The 18574-nt window shown below is 71.6% G+C and carries 21 protein-coding genes and 1 pseudogene; 10 read left to right on the top strand and 12 right to left on the bottom strand.

The genetic code is table 11. The features are described 5' to 3' along the window. Positions 1-77: 77 nt before the first annotated feature. The 3 genes from AB0C29_RS06550 to aceA all read right to left on the bottom strand — a co-directional run bounded on the left by AB0C29_RS06550 (position 78) and on the right by aceA (position 4628). Positions 78-1556 (bottom strand): mannitol dehydrogenase family protein, encoded by a 1479-nt coding sequence (locus AB0C29_RS06550; RefSeq protein WP_360816060.1) that lies wholly within the window; start codon positions 1554-1556, stop codon positions 78-80. Between the two features lie 181 nt (positions 1557-1737). Further along, positions 1738-3339: a malate synthase A gene (gene aceB / locus AB0C29_RS06545; protein ID WP_360816057.1), complete on the bottom strand. Its 1602-nt coding sequence runs from the start codon at positions 3337-3339 to the stop codon at positions 1738-1740. Next, positions 3339-4628 carry an isocitrate lyase gene (aceA, locus tag AB0C29_RS06540; protein ID WP_360816054.1) on the bottom strand — a complete coding sequence of 430 codons (1290 nt, stop codon included), beginning with the start codon at positions 4626-4628 and terminating at the stop codon, positions 3339-3341. The genes aceB and aceA overlap by 1 nt, the downstream gene beginning before the upstream one ends. 111 nt (positions 4629-4739) lie before the next feature. On the opposite strand from aceA, the gene AB0C29_RS06535 reads away from it, so the two are divergent. Next, on the top strand, positions 4740-6191 hold the full coding sequence (locus AB0C29_RS06535; protein WP_360816051.1) for an XRE family transcriptional regulator: 1452 nt from the start codon (positions 4740-4742) through the stop codon (positions 6189-6191). Between the two features lie 133 nt (positions 6192-6324). Then, entirely contained in the window at positions 6325-6501 is a 177-nt protein-coding gene (locus AB0C29_RS06530; RefSeq protein WP_360816048.1) for a hypothetical protein, read from the top strand. A 23-nt stretch (positions 6502-6524) separates the two neighbouring features. Here the strand turns inward: AB0C29_RS06530 and AB0C29_RS06525 are convergent, their stop codons facing one another. Then, positions 6525-6995: an Rrf2 family transcriptional regulator gene (locus AB0C29_RS06525; protein ID WP_360816046.1), complete on the bottom strand. Its 471-nt coding sequence runs from the start codon at positions 6993-6995 to the stop codon at positions 6525-6527. A gap of 78 nt (positions 6996-7073) precedes the next feature. Here AB0C29_RS06525 and AB0C29_RS06520 point away from each other — a divergent pair, with 78 nt between their 5' ends. Further along, positions 7074-7553 carry a cupin domain-containing protein gene (locus AB0C29_RS06520; protein WP_360816043.1) on the top strand — a complete coding sequence of 160 codons (480 nt, stop codon included), beginning with the start codon at positions 7074-7076 and terminating at the stop codon, positions 7551-7553. 76 nt (positions 7554-7629) lie between these two features. Then, positions 7630-8709 carry an MFS transporter gene (locus AB0C29_RS06515; RefSeq protein ID WP_360816040.1) on the top strand — a complete coding sequence of 360 codons (1080 nt, stop codon included), beginning with the start codon at positions 7630-7632 and terminating at the stop codon, positions 8707-8709. A gap of 282 nt (positions 8710-8991) precedes the next feature. Here AB0C29_RS06515 and AB0C29_RS06510 read toward each other — a convergent pair whose 3' ends face one another. From AB0C29_RS06510 to AB0C29_RS06490, 5 genes are all read right to left on the bottom strand, one after another. Continuing rightward, positions 8992-9384: an MmcQ/YjbR family DNA-binding protein gene (locus AB0C29_RS06510; RefSeq protein ID WP_360816037.1), complete on the bottom strand. Its 393-nt coding sequence runs from the start codon at positions 9382-9384 to the stop codon at positions 8992-8994. A gap of 277 nt (positions 9385-9661) precedes the next feature. Continuing rightward, positions 9662-10273 (bottom strand): hypothetical protein, encoded by a 612-nt coding sequence (locus AB0C29_RS06505; protein WP_360816034.1) that lies wholly within the window; start codon positions 10271-10273, stop codon positions 9662-9664. Beyond that, entirely contained in the window at positions 10270-10443 is a 174-nt protein-coding gene (locus AB0C29_RS06500; protein WP_360816032.1) for a hypothetical protein, read from the bottom strand. The genes AB0C29_RS06505 and AB0C29_RS06500 overlap by 4 nt, the downstream gene beginning before the upstream one ends. A gap of 88 nt (positions 10444-10531) precedes the next feature. Beyond that, complete coding sequence (locus tag AB0C29_RS06495; protein ID WP_360816029.1) at positions 10532-11368, bottom strand: polysaccharide deacetylase family protein; 837 nt, start codon at positions 11366-11368, stop codon at positions 10532-10534. An 83-nt stretch (positions 11369-11451) separates the two neighbouring features. Beyond that, positions 11452-12711, bottom strand: a complete 1260-nt coding sequence (locus AB0C29_RS06490) for an EAL domain-containing protein (protein ID WP_360816026.1) — start codon at positions 12709-12711, stop codon at positions 11452-11454. Positions 12712-12825: 114 nt separating this feature from the next. Here AB0C29_RS06490 and AB0C29_RS06485 point away from each other — a divergent pair, with 114 nt between their 5' ends. From AB0C29_RS06485 to AB0C29_RS06465, 5 genes are all read left to right on the top strand, one after another. Beyond that, positions 12826-13779, top strand: a complete 954-nt coding sequence (locus tag AB0C29_RS06485) for a hypothetical protein (RefSeq protein WP_360816023.1) — start codon at positions 12826-12828, stop codon at positions 13777-13779. A 219-nt stretch (positions 13780-13998) separates the two neighbouring features. Continuing rightward, positions 13999-14745: a lytic polysaccharide monooxygenase gene (locus tag AB0C29_RS06480; protein WP_360543672.1), complete on the top strand. Its 747-nt coding sequence runs from the start codon at positions 13999-14001 to the stop codon at positions 14743-14745. Between the two features lie 71 nt (positions 14746-14816). Beyond that, the gene (locus tag AB0C29_RS06475) at positions 14817-15359 is read left to right on the top strand and encodes a DUF305 domain-containing protein (protein WP_360816021.1); all 543 of its coding nucleotides are present in this window, start codon (positions 14817-14819) and stop codon (positions 15357-15359) included. A gap of 47 nt (positions 15360-15406) precedes the next feature. Beyond that, complete coding sequence (locus AB0C29_RS06470; RefSeq protein ID WP_360816019.1) at positions 15407-15895, top strand: MarR family winged helix-turn-helix transcriptional regulator; 489 nt, start codon at positions 15407-15409, stop codon at positions 15893-15895. Between the two features lie 94 nt (positions 15896-15989). Further along, a complete protein-coding gene (locus AB0C29_RS06465; RefSeq protein WP_360816016.1) occupies positions 15990-16523 on the top strand; it encodes a GNAT family N-acetyltransferase in 534 nt (177 codons plus the stop codon). Here AB0C29_RS06465 and AB0C29_RS06460 read toward each other — a convergent pair. Beyond that, complete coding sequence (locus AB0C29_RS06460; protein WP_360816013.1) at positions 16504-17148, bottom strand: class I SAM-dependent methyltransferase; 645 nt, start codon at positions 17146-17148, stop codon at positions 16504-16506. The two genes, AB0C29_RS06465 and AB0C29_RS06460, sit on opposite strands and share 20 nt — an antisense overlap. Before the next feature lie 61 nt (positions 17149-17209). Between AB0C29_RS06460 and AB0C29_RS06455 the strand changes: the two genes are divergently transcribed. Further along, positions 17210-17779, top strand: a complete 570-nt coding sequence (locus AB0C29_RS06455) for a TetR/AcrR family transcriptional regulator (protein ID WP_360816010.1) — start codon at positions 17210-17212, stop codon at positions 17777-17779. Between the two features lie 6 nt (positions 17780-17785). Here AB0C29_RS06455 and AB0C29_RS06450 read toward each other — a convergent pair whose 3' ends face one another. Both AB0C29_RS06450 and AB0C29_RS06445 read right to left on the bottom strand, forming a co-directional pair. Continuing rightward, a complete protein-coding gene (locus AB0C29_RS06450; protein ID WP_360816007.1) occupies positions 17786-18424 on the bottom strand; it encodes a response regulator transcription factor in 639 nt (212 codons plus the stop codon). Continuing rightward, positions 18421-18574: pseudogene (locus AB0C29_RS06445) on the bottom strand (two-component sensor histidine kinase); the annotation flags it as partial. The pseudogene AB0C29_RS06445 and the gene AB0C29_RS06450, both read right to left, overlap by 4 nt.

Genomic DNA, 18574 nt, shown 5'->3' with positions numbered 1-18574 from the left:
CGGCCACGGCCCGACCGCCCTGCTGCTGGCCGTCGCGGCCAGCCAGCTGCTGGCCGGCGGCCTCGGCGCCGCGCTGCTCAGGCGGCGCCGGCCAGCTCCTCGAGTGTCGCCCGCGCTCCCTTGAGGTGCAGCGAGGACAACACCGACCGGTACGCCGAGACGAACCGCTCGTTGTCGATCAGGTCCCCGAACAGGTCCCGGTCGGCGATGAAGGCCAGCGGATCCTCGCTCTGCCGCCGGGCCGCCGCGGTCAGGGTGTCCTTGAGCCGGTCCACCACCTCGATCGGGTTGCCCTGCTCGTCGACGCCCTCGGCGTACCGGGCCCAGCTGGCCACCACGGCGGTGGACCGCAGGATCTCGCCACCGGTCTCGAGGTTGTGCCGGATCACCGGCAGCAGCCACTTGGGGATGCGGTCGGAGCTCTCCGCGCAGAGCCGCGCCACGGTGTCGCGCACCTGGTCGTTGGAGAAGCGGTCGATGAGCTGGTGCTTGTACTCGTCCAGGTCGATGCCGGGCACCGGCTCCAGGGTCGGCGTGGCCTCGCGGTCCATGTACGCCAGCAGGAAGCCGGCGAACAGCGGATCCTGGGCGACGTCGTGCACGAGCCGGTAGCCGGCCAGGTAGCCGAAGTAGCAGAGCGCCTGGTGGCTGGCGTTGAGCAGGCGCAACTTCATCAGCTCGTACGGCTCGACGTCGGCGACCACCTGCACGCCGGCGTCCTCGAACGGGGGCCGGCCCAGCGGGAACGTGTCCTCCAGGGCCCACTGGGTGAACGGCTCGCACACCACCGGCCAGGCGTCGTCCACGCCGAACCGCTTGCGGACCTCCGCGCGGTCGTCGTCCGTGGTCACCGGGGTGATCCGGTCGACCATGCTGTTCGGGAAGGCGACGTGCTGCTGCACCCACTCGCCCAGCTCCGGGTCCAGCAGGGTGGCGAAGGCGACGAAACTGCGCCGGGCGGCGTGCCCGTTGCCCTGGATGTTGTCGCAGCTCATGATCGTGAACGGCGGCACCCCGCGTTCGCGCCGCCGGGCCAGCGCCGCGGTGATCAGCCCGAAGGTGGTGCGCGGCGGGTTGCCGGGCGTCAGGTCGTGCCGCACGTCCGGGTTGTCGGCGACGAAGTCCCCGGTGACGGCGTTGAAGTTGTAGCCGCCCTCGGTGATGGTCAGCGAGACGATGCGCACCTCGGGCCCGGCCATCTTCTCGATGACGGCCTCGGGGTCGTCCGGCGCGAAGAGGTATTCCTTGATCGAGCCGACGACCCGGGCCTCGAGGGTGCCGTCCGGCGCCTTGACGACCAGCGTGTAGAGGCCGTCCTGGGCGTGCATCACCTCGGCCATGCGCCGGTCGGCCGGCATCACGCCCACCCCGCAGATCGCCCAGTCCAGCGCCCGGCCCGCGCTCATCAGCCGATCGAGGTACATCGCCTCGTGCGCCCGGTGGAAGCCACCGACGCCGAAGTGCACGATCCCGGTCCGCAGGGCGCCGCGGTCGTAGGACGGGACCGGCAGCTCGGCGGGCAGGGACGACAAGTTCTGGGCATTGAGGGGCAGCATCGGCATGTCCTCCCAGCGCTGCTCTGACGGGCTCGGAGCCCCAGCATGGCATCCCGGGAGGCCCGTTGCCGGGCCCGGCGCGGCAGCAGCTTTCTCACCGTCCGTCAACACGGGCACACGCGCCGCACAAACGGGCACGGCCCGGTGGCGGATCGCCACCGGGCCGTCCCAATGCTCCCGGTCAGACCGGCAGAACCGCCGCCGGCTTGAGGCCGCCACCGGTCATGTGCCGCAGGTACGCGGGCAGAGTGAAGAACTCCGGGCAGGTCCGCTCGGAGAGCAGCACGGTCAGCAGGGTCCGGGCCTGACCGAAGCACCGGGCCGACTCCTCGTCCAGCGCCCCGGTCTCGGCCAGCACGTCCAGTTCCTCGCGCAGCATCCGGGTCACCAGGCCCGCGGTCACCGGCACGCCGTAGTCGGTCGGGGTCCCCGTCGAGATCCACTGCCACAGCTGGGTCCGGCAGATCTCCGCGGTCGCCGCGTCCTCCATCAGCCCGCCCAGCGCCACCGCGCCGCGCCCGCCCAGCCACGCCGCGACGTACCGCAGCGCCACGCTGACGTTGGTGCGCAGCGCGACCTCGCTGACCGTGACGGCACTGGACTTGACGTCCAGCAGCTCCTTGGCGGTGACCCGCACGTCCTCGCGCTTGCGCACGATCTGGTGCGGCTCGAAGCCGAGCCACTGGTCGAAGACCTCCCGGCAGGTCTGCACCAGGCCCGGGTGGGCCACCCAGGAGCCGTCGAAGCCGTCGCCGACCTCGCGCCGCTTGTCCTGGCGGACCTGGTTGAGCGCCCGCTTGGCGGCCACCGGGTCCCGGCTGGGCACGACGGCGGCCATGCCGCCGATCGCGTGGGCCCCGCGCCGGTGACAGGTCTTGACCAGCAATTCCGTGTACGCCCGCATGAACGGCGCCGTCATCGTCACCTGCGAGCGCTCCGGCAGCACCACGTCCGGCCGGTTCTTGATCATGCTGAACAGGTAGTCCCAGCGGCCGGCGTTGAGTCCCGCCGAGTGCTCGCGCAGCTCGTACAGGATCTCCTCCATCTCGAAGGCCGCCGTGATCGTCTCGATCAGCACCGTCGCGCGGATCGTGCCGCGGGGGATGCCCAGCAGGTTCTGCGCGAAGACGAAGACGTCGTTCCACAGCCGGGCCTCGAGGTGGCTCTCCAGCTTGGGAAGGTAGAAGTACGGGCCGCTGCCCCGCTCGATCTGCTTGCGCCCACAGTGGAACAGGTACAGGCCGAAGTCGAACAGCGACGCCGAGACCGCCCGTCCGCCGATGCGCACGTGGCACTCCGGCAGGTGCCAGCCGCGGGGCCGGACCATGATGGTCGGCAGCTCGGTGCCGATCTTGTACTCCCGGCCGTCCGGCGCGGTGAAGTCCAGCGTGCCGTCCAGCGCGGCCCGCAGGTTGCGCTGGCCTGAGACGACGTTGTCCCAGGTCGGCGCGGTGGCGTCCTCGAAGTCGGCCATCCAGACCTTGGCGCCGGAGTTCAGCGCGTTGATCGTCATCTTGCGCTCGGGCGGCCCGGTGATCTCCACCCGGCGGTCCATCAGGTCCTCGGCCGGGGGCGCCACGGTCCAGGTGTCGTCGATGCGGATCTGCCGGGTCGAGGGCAGGAAGTCCAGCTCGGTCGTCCGGGTGGCCCGGCGGCGCCGGCGGCGGTCCAGCAGCTGGACCCGGCGCGCGCCGAACTCACGGTCCAGCGCCACCACGAACTCGATCGCCTCGGGCGTCAGGACTTCGTCGTACTCGGAGGGGGAGACGGTGACTTCTTCCATCAGAACTGCTCCGCTTCGGTCGAGCCGGACAGCGCGGTGGTGGAGCTGTCGGGGTTGAGCGCCGTGGAGACGGCGTCGAAGTAGCCGGTCCCGACCTCGGCCTGGTGCTTGGTCGCCGTGTAACCGTTGGTCTCGGCCGCGAACTCGGCCTCCTGCAACCGCACGTACGCGCTCATGCCCTCGGTGGCGTAGCCCTGGGACAGCTCGAACATCGAGTGGTTCAGCGCGTGGAAGCCGGCCAGCGTGACGAACTGGAACTTGTAGCCCATCGCGCCGAGCTCCTTCTGGAACCGGGCGATGGTGGCGTCGTCGAGGTTGCGCTTCCAGTTGAACGACGGCGAGCAGTTGTACGCCAGCATCTTGTCCGGGTGCACCTTGTGCACGGCCTCGGCGAACGAGCGGGCGAACTCCAGATCGGGCTTGCCGGTCTCGCACCAGATCAGGTCGGCGTAGTCGGCGTACGCGACCCCGCGGGCGATGGCCGCATCGGGACCGCTGCGCACCCGGAAGAAGCCCTCGGCGGTCCGCTCGCCGGTGAGGAACGGCTTGTCGCGCTCGTCCACATCGGTGGTGAGCAGATCGGCGGCCAGCGCGTCGGTGCGGGCGATGATCAGGCTCGGCACCCCGGCCACGTCGGCGGCCAGCCGGGCCGCGTTGAGTGTGCGGATGTGCTGGGCGGTCGGGATGAGCACCTTGCCGCCGAGGTGGCCGCACTTCTTCTCCGAGGCGAGCTGGTCCTCCCAGTGCACGCCGGCCGCACCCGCCGCGATCATGGCCTTCATCAGCTCGAACGCGTTCAGCGGCCCGCCGAAGCCGGCCTCGGCGTCGGCGACGATGGGCGCCAGCCAGTCGCGGTCGTGCTTGCCCGCCGCGGTGTCGATCTGGTCCGCCCGCAGCAGCGCGTTGTTGATCCGGCGCACCACCGCCGGCACCGAGTTCGCCGGGTAGAGGCTCTGGTCCGGGTACGTGTGCCCGGACAGGTTGGCGTCGGCGGCGACCTGCCAGCCGGACAGGTAGATCGCCTTGAGCCCGGCCCGCACCTGCTGCACGGCCTGGCCGCCGGTCATGGCGCCGAGCGCGTTGATGTACTCCTCGTCGTGCAGCAGGTCCCAGAGCCGGCGGGCGCCCCGCTCGGCCAGGGTGTGCTGCTCCTGGACACTGCCGCGCAGCTTGACGACGTCGTGCGCCGTGTAGCTGCGGGTCACGCCCAGCCAACGGGGATCGCCGGCCCACGCCCGAGTGAGGTCCGCGGCGGTACCGCCCCTGACTTCGGTCAGCTGATCAGTCATGGTGTTAAGCCCTTCCGTTACGGCAGAACTTCACTCTGATCGAGGGCGCAACCCCCACTGAAGGTATTTGTGAGGAGAAGAAGTGAAGAAATTCTGTTAGCGTCAAAACCCATGACGGCTTCACCGACCGACGCGACCGTGGACCTCGTGACCCTCGGGCAGCGGCTGCGGCACCAGCGCCGGGCCAAGGGCATGACTCTCGACCAGCTCAGCGCCGCCGTCGGCCGGGCCCCCTCGCAGCTCTCGCTGATCGAGAACGGCAAACGGGAGCCGAAGCTCAGCGTGCTGCAGGCGATCGCGGGTGCTCTGGGCGTACCGATGCAGGAACTGCTCCGGCCGGAAGCGCCGAGCCGGCGCGCCGGGCTGGAGATCGAGCTGGCCCATTTCCAGCGGGAACCGGCCTACACGGCCCTGGGCCTGCCGGTCGTCCGCGGCGGCCGGCGGCTGCCCGCCGACGCCCTGGAATCGCTGATCGGCCTGCACCGCGAGCTGACCCGGCTGCTCACCGAGCAGAGCGCCACCCCGGAGGTGGCCCGCCGGGCCAATCAGCAGCTGCGCGTCGAGATGCGCGAGCGCGACAACTACTTCGACTACATCGAGCAGGCCGCGGCCAAGGTGCTGGAGTCGGTGCGGCACACCACCGGCCCGCTGTCCCAGCGCGGCATCCTCGACATCGCCGCCCACCTGGGCTTCTCGTTGCACTACGTCAACGACCTGCCCGGCTCGGCCCGCTCGGTGACCGACCTGAAGAACCACAAGATCTATCTGCCGCAGGTGGCCAGCGGGAAGGGCCACGACCCGCGCGCGGTGGTGCTGCAGACGCTCGGGCACTTCGTGCTCGGCCACCACGACCCGGCCGACTACGGCGACTTCCTGCGCCAGCGGGTCGAGGTCAACTACTTCGCCGCGGCGCTGCTGATGCCGGAGAAGTTCGCCACCGACTTCCTGGGCGAGGCCAAGGCCGACCGGGCGCTGGCGATCGACGACTTCCGCGACGCGTTCGGGGTCTCCTACGAGACCGCGGCGCACCGCTTCACCAACCTGGTCACCCACCACTTCGGCATCCCGGTGCACTTCGCCCGGGTGCACGAGAGCGGCACGGTCTACAAGGCCTACGAGAACGACGACGTGCGCTTCCCGACCGACGTGACCGGCGCGATCGAGGGCCAGCCGGTGTGCCGCAAATGGGCGTCACGCACGGTGTTCGCGGCCGAGGACCCGTACTCGTCGTTCTACCAGTTCACCGACACCGGCAAGGGCACGTACTGGTGCACCGTGCACGTGGAGTCGACCCGCTCGGGCGAGTTCTCGGTCACGGTCGGGACGCCGTACCAGCATGCCCGCTGGTTCCGCGGCGGTGACACCACCCGCCGTACCGTGTCGACCTGCCCGGACCCGACCTGCTGCCGCCGCCCGCCCACGGAGCTGGTGGACCGCTGGGCCGGCCAGGCCTGGCCCAGCGCCCGGGTGCACTCGCACCTGCTGGCCGCCCTGCCGCCCGGCACCTTCCCGGGCGTCGACGCCCAGGACGTCTACGAGTTCCTCCAGCGCCGCGCCCAGTGACGGCATTCGTGTGCGTCGTGTTTCGTGTGCGTTGTGTGGAGATCCTGTGCGGAGTCGGCCCGGGCGGTTTCTGACGGGGCGGGCCGGTGATGAGATCGCATCGTCGGCACTCGCCGCCCCGGAAGGAGCCCTCATGAAATACGCCCTCGCCGCCGTCGCGGTTCTGCTCGGCGTCGCCGCATTCGTGTACGGCGGAGCCGACGACTCCCCAGGTCTGCAGCTGCTGGGCGCCCTGCTCGTCATCGGAGCGATCGTCCTCGTGGTGCGGACGGCGCGGCGTGGTCAGAGCAGGTCGAGCGGCTTGCGATAGACGCGGAAGTCCGCGGGGGTGGCTCAGCGCAGCTCGGTGATCCGGGCCCGGGCGTCCGCCGGGGAGTCGGGGTGCAGGCGCTCGACGTCGGCCCGGATGTCGGCCACGGTCCGGCCGGCCAGTTCCCGCCGCCAGGCCAGCTCGGCACCGCGCATCGCCTGGGCCAGGGTGCACGACTGCCGATAGTCGACGCCCGTGTGCACGCCCGGGCCCTTGCGCAGGATCTGGTCGCAGCGGAACAGCTCCTCCGGCCCCTCGATCGCGGCCACGATGTCCAGCAGGGAGACCGCGTCCGGGTCCCGGGCCAGCCGGAAGCCGCCGCGCGGGCCGGAGACCGACGTCAGGATCCCGGCCCGGACCAGGGCCTGGAGCTGCTTGTTCAGGTAGGCCGGCGGCAGCTCGTAGAACGCCGCGAGGGTGCCGGTCGGCACCGGGGTGTCGAGCCAGCTCAGGTTGAGGCACGTGTGGAGGGCCCATTCGACGCCCTGACTCATCCGCATAGTCCTGGACTTTACATGTCCAGGATCCCGTGCCTATCCTGGACCTCCAACATCCAGGAACGGGGAACGACCATGACACTCGTACGCGCAGCGCAGGCAGAACTCCTCGACAGCGACCCGGCCAGCGTGATCACGCTGCTGCTCGACCCCGAGCACACGGGCGGCGCCCTGACCAGCAACCGCACGCTGCTCAAGCAGGGCACCGACGGGGCTCCCCCGCACCGGCACACGCTGTCCGGAGAGCTGTTCTTCGTGCTCGGCGGCGCCCTCGAGGTGCTCGTCGGCACTGAGCTGCGGACCCTGCACGAGGGCGACGCCCTGTTCGTCCCGCCGGGCACTCCGCACGCCTTCGCCCCGGCCGACGGCCAGGATGCCGACTTCCTCGTGGTCATCACGCCCGGCAAGCCGCGGTTCGACTACTACCGGCTGCTCGACGAGGTGCACCGCGGCGAGGCGACCTGGTCGCAGGTCGGCGAGACCCAGGACCGCTTCGACAACCACTACGTGGACAGCCCGGTATGGGCGGCCCGCCGGCAAGCGGTCCGGCGATGACCGGCCCCGGGCGCCGCCGGGCCGCCCTGGCGCTGCTGGCGTTCGCGATGCTGATCGTCTGGCCCGCAGCCCGGAGGTGCTGCTGAGTGCCCGCGCGGTCCAGGGACTGGGCGGCGCCCTGGTCTTCCCGACGACGCTGGCGCTGGTCAACGTCACCTTCCCGGAGGGCCGGGCCCGCAACCGCGCGCTGGGCGTGTGGGGCGGGGCGGGGGCGGCCGGCCTGGTCCTCGGCGTTCTGCTCGGTGGTGTGCTCACGCGCGCGTTCGGGTGGCCGGCGGTGTTCCTGATCAACGCACCCTTGGCCGCCGCGGCCCTGCTGCTGGCGTTCCCGCTGCTGCCGGCCGATGCCCGGCGCGCCGAGGGGCGGTCGTTCGACCTGCTGGGCGCGCTCAGTGCCACGGGCGGCATCACGCTGCTGGTGTTCGCGCTGGTAAAAGGGCCTAAGGTCGGCTGGGCCTCGCCGGTCGTGCTCGGAACGGCGTCGGCCGGGCTGGCGTTGCTGGCCGCGCTGGTCGTGATCGAGCGGCGGGCCGCCGACCCGCTGGTGCCGCCAGGGCTGCTGCGTAACCGCAACGTCGTGGCGGCGGTCGGGCTCGCGGCGATGTTCGCGGCGACCTTCGGCTCGGTGCTGTACTTCCTGTCGATCTACTTCCAGGACGTCCGCGGCTACGACTCCCTGCGCACCGGCCTGGCCTTCCTGGTGCCCACCGCCGTGGTCGTGACCGGCTCCACGGTGGCGGGCCAGGTGGTGACCCGCTTCGGGCTGCGCCGCACCCTCGTCGCGGCGCTGGTGGTGGGCGCGGCGGGTGCCGCGGCGCTGGGTCTGGCGATGACCGGGGACAGCTCGTACGCGGCTCTGCTGCCCGGACTGGTCGCACTCAGCATCGGTGACGGGGTGGTCTTCACCGCCATGTTCATCGCCGCGGCCACCGGCGTCAGTGACCGGGAGCAGGGCATCGCCTCGGGTCTGGCCTCCACCGGATCCGGGATCGGCGCCGCGCTCGGCCTGGCCGTCCTGGTCCTCGTCGCCCAGCACGGCATCCGGGCGGCGGTCCTGACGGTCGCGGCCGGGATCGTGCTCACGATGCTGGTCGCGGGGGCCCTGCGACCGGCGCCGGCCGAGCCCCGCTCACCGATCCTCATGCGACCTTGCTGAGAGCCTGTCCTTGAACTTCAAGATCGGATTCGCGTCGGTCGTACGCTCGCGGTATGACCGATGGCGAGCGGCGTGCTCGGGGTTGGTTGTCGCTGCTGCCGCAGCCGACGGGAACGGCGACGGCGGAGCCGGCGCCGCGGCGGTGTCCGGTCTGTGGCGGGCTGCTGGCGCGTGAGGCGAAGGCGTCCATGGTCTTCTGCTCGGCGGCGTGCCGGGCGCGGCATCGGCGTACGGTCCGACGCAGCCGGGCCCGGATCGCCGCGGTGAGGCAGAACCGGTGGGTCATCTGCCGCGCCGGAACGCGAGGCGGCGGGGCGCCTGCACGCGATAGCTGTCCGTCACCAGCTCGGCAACCTCGACCCAGTCCGTCTCGTCGTCCAGCACCATTCCCACGACATTCACACCCCAGTCGGCCCGGAAGAACGGAGGGCCGGCATGCGCCAGCGCGGCCAACTCCCCGGGCGGCGCCCGGAAGGTCATCAGGACGGCCGGATCGTCCAGATCGATGTACGCCGACCCCCTCTCGTCGGTGGTGTAGACGTGCAGGAACGTCCGCCGGCGAATCCGCCACCGCAGGCCGATCCACGCCGGCTCCTCGAACGCCTCGGGCAGCTCCCCGCAGATCACCCGGAGCCGGCCCACAACGGCGGGTGGAACGTCCGCGATGTCGCTCATCTGTACCTCCCGCGCCCATCCTCCCCGCCGGGTACGACATCAGCACATCAGGGATCCCGTCCCGGTAGCCGAGTCGATCTGGGTCGACCATGAAGGACTCGTATCCGGCTCATGAGCGGAACCGGATCAGCTGTACCTCGGTTGCCGAGTCCGTGCGCGGCGTTCGGATCGGCGTCACCGGGACGCAGATCCGAACGGCAGAGACCGAGCCGGGAGGAGCGATACTGGCGCTGGCTGCGGAAACAGGTAGAGAGACAGCCATTGAGCCCGACCGGGTTCAGGCGCGGCGCTGGGCGACACGGGCGGTGCCGCGCGCCTGTGCCGGCACGGTGGCCTGGGACACCGGGAGGCCGGCGCCGAGGCGGATCACCAGGGGAGCGTCGACGAGGTCACTGTGCTCCAGCAGGGTGTGCTCCTCCCACGACAGCCGGACGTCGGCCGAGCAGCGCGCCACCCGCACGTGCGCCAGGCGGCCGGCCCGTACGGTGGCCGCCAGGCCCTGCACGGTGAACGTCACGGACAGGCACAGCCGCAGCTCGTACACGGGCTCCCGGTCGACGAGCACGTCGAGGTGCGGGTCGTAGGTGACCCGGACGAGGTGGTCGTCCAGCGTGACCAGCCGGGTGACGTCGGCGTCGGCGGCCGTCTCCCGCGCGGCGTCGACCAGGCAGTGGTAGCCCATCAGCCCGGAGAGCAGGATCGAGCCGAGGTCCTCCTCGAGCAGGCCGCCGGCCGCCGCGGACAGCTCCGCGCCGAGCGCTGCCCGGGCCGGTCCGGACAGGTGGCCGGGGATCGCACCGACCGCGGCGTCCACCGGACCGCCTTCGGTGAGCTGCCGGGTCAGCGTCGCGTCGTCGGCGCCGAGGAAGTCGCGCAGGTGGCCGGTCACGATCCCGCCGCCTCGATCGTCGTCCGGCCCGCCGCGGGGTGCCGGCGCACGGAGATGGCGAGCTCCGGAGCTGTGGTCCGCGCGGTCACCACCGCCGTACGGCTGCCCAGCTCGGCCACCACCGTCACGTGCTGGCGCAGCCACCGCCGGCCCCTGGGCAGACGGATCACACCCGACCTCATAGCGACCATCTCCTCGTGATCACTATGCGCGCGTCCGTCGGCTTTCCCGCGCGTTGAGTCGTTGATCCGCTCGTGTTCAGCCCGGGATGTAGTCCTCCAGGAGGGCCGGCGTCAGCCCGGCCTTGTGGATCGCGCGCAGCGCCGCCAGGAAATCCCGCACGAAGGCCGGCCGGAAGTGCATCAGGATGACGTCGCCCGGCTGGACCCGGTGACCCTCCTGGTAGCGCACCTTGCCCTTGTGGACCGTCTCCTTCCACATGAACGCGGCCTTGATCCCGCAGTCGCGCGCCGCCCGCAGCGTGGTGGCGTCCTTGGTGCCGAACGGCGGCCGGAACAGCACGGGCCGGCGCTGGTAGCGGTGACCCAGCCGGTCCGCCGAGCCGCAGATCTCCCGGTGCTGGAACGCGTACGACTTGCCGCGCAGCTCGGTGTGGGTGATCGTGTGCGCCTCGATGACCGCGCCGTGTTCCTGCAGGCGCGCGAAGTACGCCTCGTCGTCGTGGATGGCGTCGGTGGTCAGGAACAGCGTGACCGGGACGCCGGCGGCCGCCAGCAACGCCGGCGCCTCCGGCACCTTCAGGTAACCGTCGTCGATGGTGATGAAGGCGACCGGCTGCTGCGTCGGGATCCGCGACAGGTACGGCACACTGCCCGACGCCGGCAGGGTGATCGGCAGGGGCGGCGGCGCCGGTGGAAAGACGGGTATGTCGGCGGAGGTCCAGCCCTTGCCCCCGGTCGGCGCCGCGGGCGCGCTGGTCGGTGTCACCGGCGTCGTGATCAGGTGTTCGGCCGGCGGCGAGGCTGAGGCGCCGGCCGAGGGCAGCACCTCCGGCGCACTGGAGCCGGCCGAGCAGGCCGCCAGGGGCAACCCCAGCAGGCAGACGACAGCGGTGGCGAGGGCTCGTCGGGACATCGGCAAGATCACATGGGCAAGCTAGAGAACGCCCGCAACCGCGTACGGTGACCCGGGCGTCGCGGACACGGCATCCTGGCTGGTCAGACGCTCAGCAGGTGGGGGATCCGGCCCGGGTCGGTCGGGGCCAGCAGGTGCAGCAGCGAGCGGGCCGCCGCGATCACCAGCGCCCGGTCGTACGTCGTGGCGAACACGAACCGCCGTTCCGCCTCGGGCCCGGTGTCACCGAGGTCGCGGGCGACCAGCGCCGCCGCCTGGTGCGGGCCGACGACCAGCACGTTCCACTCGCCGCGCAGTGCGTCACCGGCGGTGAAGTGGGCAACGCGGACGCCGGGGGCCGGTTCGTCGCTCAGGCCGGTGCCCAGCGCCGCGACCATCGGGCTGCGCTCGGCGATCGCGGCGTACCGGCGGGCGGTGGCGCGGGTGAAGTGCCGGGCCTCCTGGAAGCAGGCGAGCAGCACGGGCGGCTGGTGGCTGTCGCGGGCCAGGGCCTCCAGGTGCTTGCTGATCGGCATCAGCGTCGACTTGGTGGTGACCACGGTGGGCCGCTGGGCCGCGACGATCTCGAACGGCGTCGCGCCGGTGGGACCGCTCATCACCGGTCGCAGCAACGGCAGGTGGGCACCCGGCGGCGCGGGGACGGGCGGCAGGGGACCGGGGCGCCCGTACAGCCAGCCCTGGCCGACGGTCGCGCCCATCGTGCGGGCGATCGCCTCGTGCTCCGCCGTCTCCACCCCCTCGGCGAGGATCGTGGCCCCGCTGGCCTCGGCGTACGCCGCGACGGCGGCCACCACGTGCGAGGTGTGCGGATTGTGCGGGGCGTGCAGCAGGCTCATGTCCAGCTTGACGACGTCCGGGTGCACGAACGGCATCAGCGCCAGCGACATCGGGTCGGCGCCCACGTCGTCCAGGGCCACGCCCCAGCCCGCCGCCCGGCAGCTCGCCGTCGCCGACAGCAGCCCGGCCGGGTCCGCCGCGATCGCCCGCTCGGTCATCTCGGTGACCACGCGCAGCCGGCTCTGCGCCCGGGCCACGACGGGGGCCAGGTCGTCGGGGCAGGGCGTGTGCCACGCCGTCGGCTCCATGTTGACGAACAGGGTCTGCTCCAGGCCGGCGTCCAGCGCGGCCCGGTACGCCGATGCCCGGCACACCCAGTCGAGCTCGTTGTCGCGTCCGGCGGCACGGGCCGCGGCGAACAACGTCACCGGCGACTCCCAGGGGCTGCCGGCCGGGCCGCGGCTGAGCGCCTCGTAGCCGAGCACGCGCCGCGTGGCGATGTCCACCAGTGGCTGGAAGACGGAGGTCACGGCGCGGCCGTCGATGACGTCATGGATGTTCCGCACGTCTTCGACATCGGCAGCACGGGCGGATGTCTGAGGAGCCGGATCGATGTTAATACGAATTACCTTACTATCAGTGGTTCTATTAGCAGCCGATGGCCGCTTAGCGTCACGGACATGAATCGACGCACACTGTTGAAAGGTGCCGCTGCCGGACTGGCGGGCACCGCCGTCGCCCCCGCCGCGGCCCGGGCCGCCCTGCCCGCCGGCATGCCGACCTACAGCTACCTCCGTGACGCGCTCACCATGCCGCTGAACTACAACCCGACCGGGGAGTTCATCTTCCCGTGCATCCGCGGCGTCTACGACAAGATCAGCGGCGCGCGGGCCCGGTACTACCTCTATTACGCGCCGCACGAGAAGCCGGGCGGCATCTGTGTCGCGTACGCGAACTCGCTCGCCGGGCCGTTCACCGAATACTCCGCCAACCCGTTGATCGACAATGTCCTGCCCAGTACGACAGTCAGTCATGTGTCGTCCCCGCACGTCATCTGGGACGCCGCCACCCGGCAGTTCTTCTGCTACTTCCACGGCGAGAACACGACCACCCGGGTCGCCCGTTCCGCGGACGGCATCAATTTCCGCGACGAGACGCCGATCCTGAGCACGCGACTGGTGCCGGGCACGTCGGAGACCTCGTACGCCCGGGTCTTCGAGCACACCCTGCCCGGGCGCGGCAACAAGTACGTCATGGTGTTCATGGGCGTGAAGAGCGGGCGGCGGATCTTCTACGGCTGGTCGCCCAACGGCTGGGACCAGTGGCAGTTCAGTCCCACCCCGCTGGTCAACCCGGAGGGCGACGGCCTCACCGACATCGCCGCGCCGGCCCTGGTCAAGCGCAACAACACGACGTACGTGGCGTACCACGGCAACGACGGCAGGATGCGGATCACCGAGGTCGGCAACGCCTTCGACCGGGAGAACCACCTGGGTGTCTTCTACAGCCCGATCGCCTCCGACAACGGCCGCGCCGCCGCGCCGTCGTTCGGCACCGACGGTGGGACGCCGTACATGTTCTACGAGGCCGGGCCGCGCTTGCAGGCCCGGATCTGCATCGCGCGCGCCGGCTGACGGCGAGAGAGCGCTCCCTTTCCCGATGGTATCGAAAAACTTCGTTGGCTCTCTTTACTGTTAACAAGCTTTAACTTACGTTGGGCGTATCGCCGACGGAGCTTCCATCCATCGGGCAATGTCGATACCGACCGGTTCTCCGGCGCGGTACCGGCGTGCCCGCGGCAGGCCGGGTTCCCCCAAACTCCGGCCTGCCGCCCCCATGAAGAGGAGCGCTTCATGAGAAGAAGGACCACACTGCCGCTGCTGACCGTCGCCACGGTCGGCGCCTCACTGTTCGTCGCCGTCGCGCCGGCCTCGGCGCACGGCTACATCTCCTCGCCACCCAGCCGGCAGGCCAACTGCGCCCGCGGTGCGGTGGCCAACTGCGGTGACATCATCTACGAGCCGCAGAGCGTCGAGGCCCCCAAGGGCTCGACGCAGTGCAACGGCGGTGGCAGCCGCTTCGCCGTCCTCAACGACAACAGCCGCAACTGGCCGGCCGCGAGCGTCGGCTCGTCGGTGACGTTCAACTGGGTGCTCACCGCCCGGCACTCCACCAGCACGTGGGAGTACTTCATCGGCGGCACCCGGCTGGCCTCCTTCAACGACGGCGGCGCGCAGCCCGGCGCCACCAAGTCGCACACCGTCAGCATGGGCGGCTTCACCGGCCGGCAGACCGTGCTGGCCCGGTGGAACATCGCCGACACGGTCAACGCGTTCTACTCCTGTGTGGACGTCAACATCGGTGGCGGTGGCGGCAACCCGCCGCCGACCACTCCGCCGCCGACCACGCCGCCCACCCAGCCCACGACACCGCCGCCGACGACCCAGCCGCCGGCCGGTGGCACCTGGCGGGCCGGCACCGCGTACTCGCCCGGCAACGTCGTCACCTACGGCGGGGCCTCGTACAGCTGCCGGCAGGCGCACACCGCGCTGGCCGGCTGGGAGCCGCCGAACGTACCGGCTCTCTGGTCCCGCATCTGATCCACGCCCCGCGGACGGGTCCACGGCCACCGGCGTGGACCCGTCCGTCCGGCACCGGAGGAGGTGTCACCGTGCGTCGTCTGGCCACCGCCCTGCTGATGCTGATCACGCTGGCCGGCTGTGCCGCCGATCCGGCGCAGCCGCCACCGCCGGCGTTCAACAGCACCGACGTGATGTTCCTGCAGATGAGCCTCGACTACATCCGCCAGGGTGAGCAGGTCGTCGCGCTGGCCGGGCCGCGGGCCACCAACCTCCGGGTGCGCACGCTGATCAACGAGCTGGGCGGGCAGTGGCAGAGCGAGGCGGCCACCATGGGCCGCTGGCTGACCGGCTGGCAGCAGCCGCCGTCGGCCGACCCGGCCGCCGGCGCCCACGCCGGGCACGGCGACCTGCATTCACTGCGGCCCGCCGACATCGCCGAGCTCGAGGCCGCCCGCGGCGCCGACTTCGACCGTACGGCGGTCAGCCTGCTCCTGGGCCACCTGCACAACTGTGTCGAGGTGACCCGGATGGAGGTGACCGGTGGGCAGTACCCGCCGGCCAAGGCCCTCGCCGAGACGATGACCACCCAGCGGCAGTCGCAGATCCAGGCCATGCTCGCCCTGGCCGCATAGGCCGTCCGGCCCTGATTGAAGCTTCAAACCAGCAGTACGATGGACGGGTGACCGCCGAACCGCCGCGCTGGCTCAGCCCCGACGAGTTGCGGGCCTGGCTGCCCGTGGGCGGCCTGCTGCTGAAACTCCCCGCCGCCCTGGACGCCCAGATGCAACGCGACTCGGGCCTGAGCCACTTCGAATACCTCGTGCTGGCCAACCTCTCCGAGGCCCCCGAGCGGACCCGCCGGATGAGCGCCCTGGCCGCGCTGGCCAACGGCTCGCTGTCCCGGCTCTCGCACGTGGTCAAGCGCCTGGAGGCCCGCGGCTGGATCGAGCGCAAGGCCTGCCCCTCGGACGGCCGCTACACCAACGCGGTGCTCACCGATGCCGGCTGGGAGAAGGTTCTGGCCAGCGCGCCGGGGCACGTCGAAGCCGTCCGCACGCTGGTGCTCGACGCCTTGTCGCCGGAGGAGCTCGACCAGCTCGGCGCCATGGCCCGCCGCCTGCTGGAGCGACTCGAGCCGGGCGACGCCCGCAACGCCTTCCCGGGCTGATCGCCCGGCCCGGCTGATCGCCCGGCCCGCTGATCGCCCGGCCCGGCTGATCGCCCCGGGGTGGTTGATCGCCCGGACCGCTAATGTCGCGGGCATGGCCGACCTCATCGCTCCCACCGCCCGGCTGCACGAATCCTGGCTGCGCTCCCGCGACGACTGGGGTCGCGGCGTGCACCAGGACGGTGCGGGCCTGCGGCCCGGGGACGACGTGGACAGTCCGGACGGCTTCGCCGCCTGGGTGCGCCGGCTGCTGCGCGAGGCCGACCCGGCCGTGCCGGTCCCGGAGGGCCTGGTCCACTGCACGTACTGGTGGATCGCCGAGGACGACGAGGTGCTCGGCGCGATCGCGCTGCGCCACGAGCTCAACGACTTCCTGCTGCGGGCCGGCGGGCACATCGGTTACGGCGTACGGCCGTCGGCGCGCCGCCGCGGCCTGGCGTCGTTCGCGCTGGGCGAGGTCCTGCCGTACGCGGCCGAGGTCGGCCTGACCCGCGTCCTGGTCACCTGCAACGTGGCCAACGAGGGCTCCCGCCGCACGATCGAGCGCAACGGCGGCGAGCTGGAGGACATCCGCGACACCGAGATCGGCCGGCTGCGCCGCTACTGGATCACCACGTCCGGCAACTGAGTTCCATCCCGTCCTCGACCGGGAAGTCCACAGTGGCGTAGCCGTTGGCCGGATCGCGGACGTAGGCCAGATAGGTCGCCATGCTGGTCATAGTGGTGTCGTCCGCGACCACCAGGGCGCCCGGAGCGAGCCGCGGCTCCAGCAACCGCAGCACCGGCAGGCAGAGGTCCTTCCAGCCGTCCAGCAGCAGGAAGTCCACCGGACCGGGCACCGCGGCCAGCGTCTGGAGAGCGTCGCCGCGCAGGATCGTCACGGCCCGGTCGAGCCCGGCCTCGGCCAGGTTGGCCCGGGCCGCTGCCACCTTGGTGCCGCTGAGCTCGGTGCTGAAGACGTGCCCGCGGCCGTTGTCGGTGACCCCGGCCGCGAGGTAGATCGTCGACACGCCGTAGGAGGTGCCGAACTCGACCACTGTGGCGGGGCGAATCGCGCGTACGAGGGTGTAGAGCAGGTCGCCGCCGCGGGCCGAGATCGGCATGTAGACCTGGTCCAGCGTGTCCGCCCGCTCCTGCGGCGGCGCGGTGACGAAGGGACGGTCGGCGGGCCACAGATCGGGGTCGCGCGCCGCCGCGTCGAAGAGGCGTTCCAGGAGCGCGGGTACGGGGGCGCGGTTCAAGGTGTTGGGCATGGCGGTAGAGTAGACGCAACGTTGCGTCCAGGCAAGGTCGCGGGCAGACGGAGGAGACGACGTGAACCATCGCGGGAACCGGCACGGCCGCAGTGAGCAGGCCCGGCTGAGCGTGTTGCAGGCAGCGGACGACCTGCTCGCCGAGAAGGGCTTCGCCCAGCTCACGATCGAGGGGATCGCGGCCCGCGCGGGGGTCGCCAAACAGACCATCTACCGCTGGTGGCCCTCGAAGACCGACGTGCTGTTCGACGCGTTCGCCGCCGACGCCGCGCAGGACCTGGAACCGGCGGACACCGGCGACCTGGCCGGTGACCTGCGCGCGCACCTGGAGAACCTCGCGCAGTATCTGACCCACTCGGACGCCGGCGCGGTCTTCCGCGCGCTCACCGGGCAGTCGATGCACGACCCCGCACTGGCGGCCCGGCTGCGCGCCGAGCACCTCACCCACCAGCGGGCACGCGACCGCCGCCCGTTGGAACGAGCGGTCGCCCGGGGTGAGCTGCCCGCGGACACGGACCTCGACGCGGCCGTCGACCGGCTGGTCGGCCCGGTCTACTACCGCGTGCTGGTCACCGGGCAGCCGGTCACCCCGGACTTCGTCGAGTCACTGGTCCGGCAGGTGGTGGCGTAGGGCCGCTCAGCCGACCAGGCGACGTTCCCAGGCCCAGGCGGCGATCTCCACCCGGTTGCGGGCCCCGAGCTTGGTCTGCACGCTGCCCAGGTGCGTCTTGACGGTGCCGACCGAGATGAACAGCTGCGTCGCGATCTCCGCGTTGGTCAGCCCGCGGGCGGCCAGCTTGACCACGTCCAGCTCGCGCGGGGACAGGCCGCCGTCGTCGCCGGTCGGGGCCGGTGGGGACAGGTGCTCCAGCAACCGTACGGTGATCGACGGGCTGATCAGCGCGTCCCCGGACATCGCCGCGCGCACCGCCTCCACCAGCAGCGCCGGTCCCGAGTCCTTCAGCAGGAAGCCGGCCGCGCCGTTGCGCAGCGCCTGGTGCACGTACTCGTCGAGGTCGAAGGTCGTCACGACGACCACCTTGATCGGATCCGCGACGCCCGGCCCGGCCAGCAGCCGCAGGGCCTCCAGCCCGTCCATCCGGGGCATCCGGATGTCGAAGAGCGCCACGTCCGGCTTGAGCTTGCGGGCCATCGCCACCGCCTCGACGCCGTCCGCGGCCTCGCCGATCAGCTCCATGTCGGGCTGCGCACCGATGATCATGCCGAAGCCGGTCCGTACCATCGCCTGGTCGTCGGCGATCATCACGCGGATCACCGCGTCACCTCCTGGTCGAGCGGCAGGGCGGCGTCGACGACCCAGCCGCCGTCGATGCCCGGCCCGGCGGTGATGCGACCGCCGACCGCGCGGACCCGTTCGGTCAGGCCCACGAGACCGTACCCCGGCGCCTCGCGCGGCATCGCGGCG

Origin of the sequence: Actinoplanes sp. NPDC048791, from assembly GCF_040650095.1 — a bacterium.
In the GTDB taxonomy this organism is placed as follows: Bacteria; Actinomycetota; Actinomycetes; order Mycobacteriales; family Micromonosporaceae; genus Actinoplanes.
This window is presented reverse-complemented; position numbering and strand designations above follow the sequence as displayed.

Bases quoted from the DNA above. Each gene is read 5' to 3' on its own strand.
- AB0C29_RS06550 (WP_360816060.1), bottom strand. From the start codon at position 1,556: ATGCTGCCCCTCAATGCCCAGAACTTGTCGTCCCTGCCCGCCGAGCTG.
- aceB (WP_360816057.1), bottom strand. From the start codon at position 3,339: ATGGAAGAAGTCACCGTCTCCCCCTCCGAGTACGACGAAGTCCTGACG.
- aceA (WP_360816054.1), bottom strand. From the start codon at position 4,628: ATGACTGATCAGCTGACCGAAGTCAGGGGCGGTACCGCCGCGGACCTC.
- AB0C29_RS06535 (WP_360816051.1), top strand. From the start codon at position 4,740: ATGACGGCTTCACCGACCGACGCGACCGTGGACCTCGTGACCCTCGGG.
- AB0C29_RS06530 (WP_360816048.1), top strand. From the start codon at position 6,325: ATGAAATACGCCCTCGCCGCCGTCGCGGTTCTGCTCGGCGTCGCCGCA.
- AB0C29_RS06525 (WP_360816046.1), bottom strand. From the start codon at position 6,995: ATGAGTCAGGGCGTCGAATGGGCCCTCCACACGTGCCTCAACCTGAGC.
- AB0C29_RS06520 (WP_360816043.1), top strand. From the start codon at position 7,074: ATGACACTCGTACGCGCAGCGCAGGCAGAACTCCTCGACAGCGACCCG.
- AB0C29_RS06510 (WP_360816037.1), bottom strand. From the start codon at position 9,384: ATGAGCGACATCGCGGACGTTCCACCCGCCGTTGTGGGCCGGCTCCGG.
- AB0C29_RS06495 (WP_360816029.1), bottom strand. From the start codon at position 11,368: ATGTCCCGACGAGCCCTCGCCACCGCTGTCGTCTGCCTGCTGGGGTTG.
- AB0C29_RS06485 (WP_360816023.1), top strand. From the start codon at position 12,826: ATGAATCGACGCACACTGTTGAAAGGTGCCGCTGCCGGACTGGCGGGC.
- AB0C29_RS06480 (WP_360543672.1), top strand. From the start codon at position 13,999: ATGAGAAGAAGGACCACACTGCCGCTGCTGACCGTCGCCACGGTCGGC.
- AB0C29_RS06465 (WP_360816016.1), top strand. From the start codon at position 15,990: ATGGCCGACCTCATCGCTCCCACCGCCCGGCTGCACGAATCCTGGCTG.
- AB0C29_RS06460 (WP_360816013.1), bottom strand. From the start codon at position 17,148: ATGCCCAACACCTTGAACCGCGCCCCCGTACCCGCGCTCCTGGAACGC.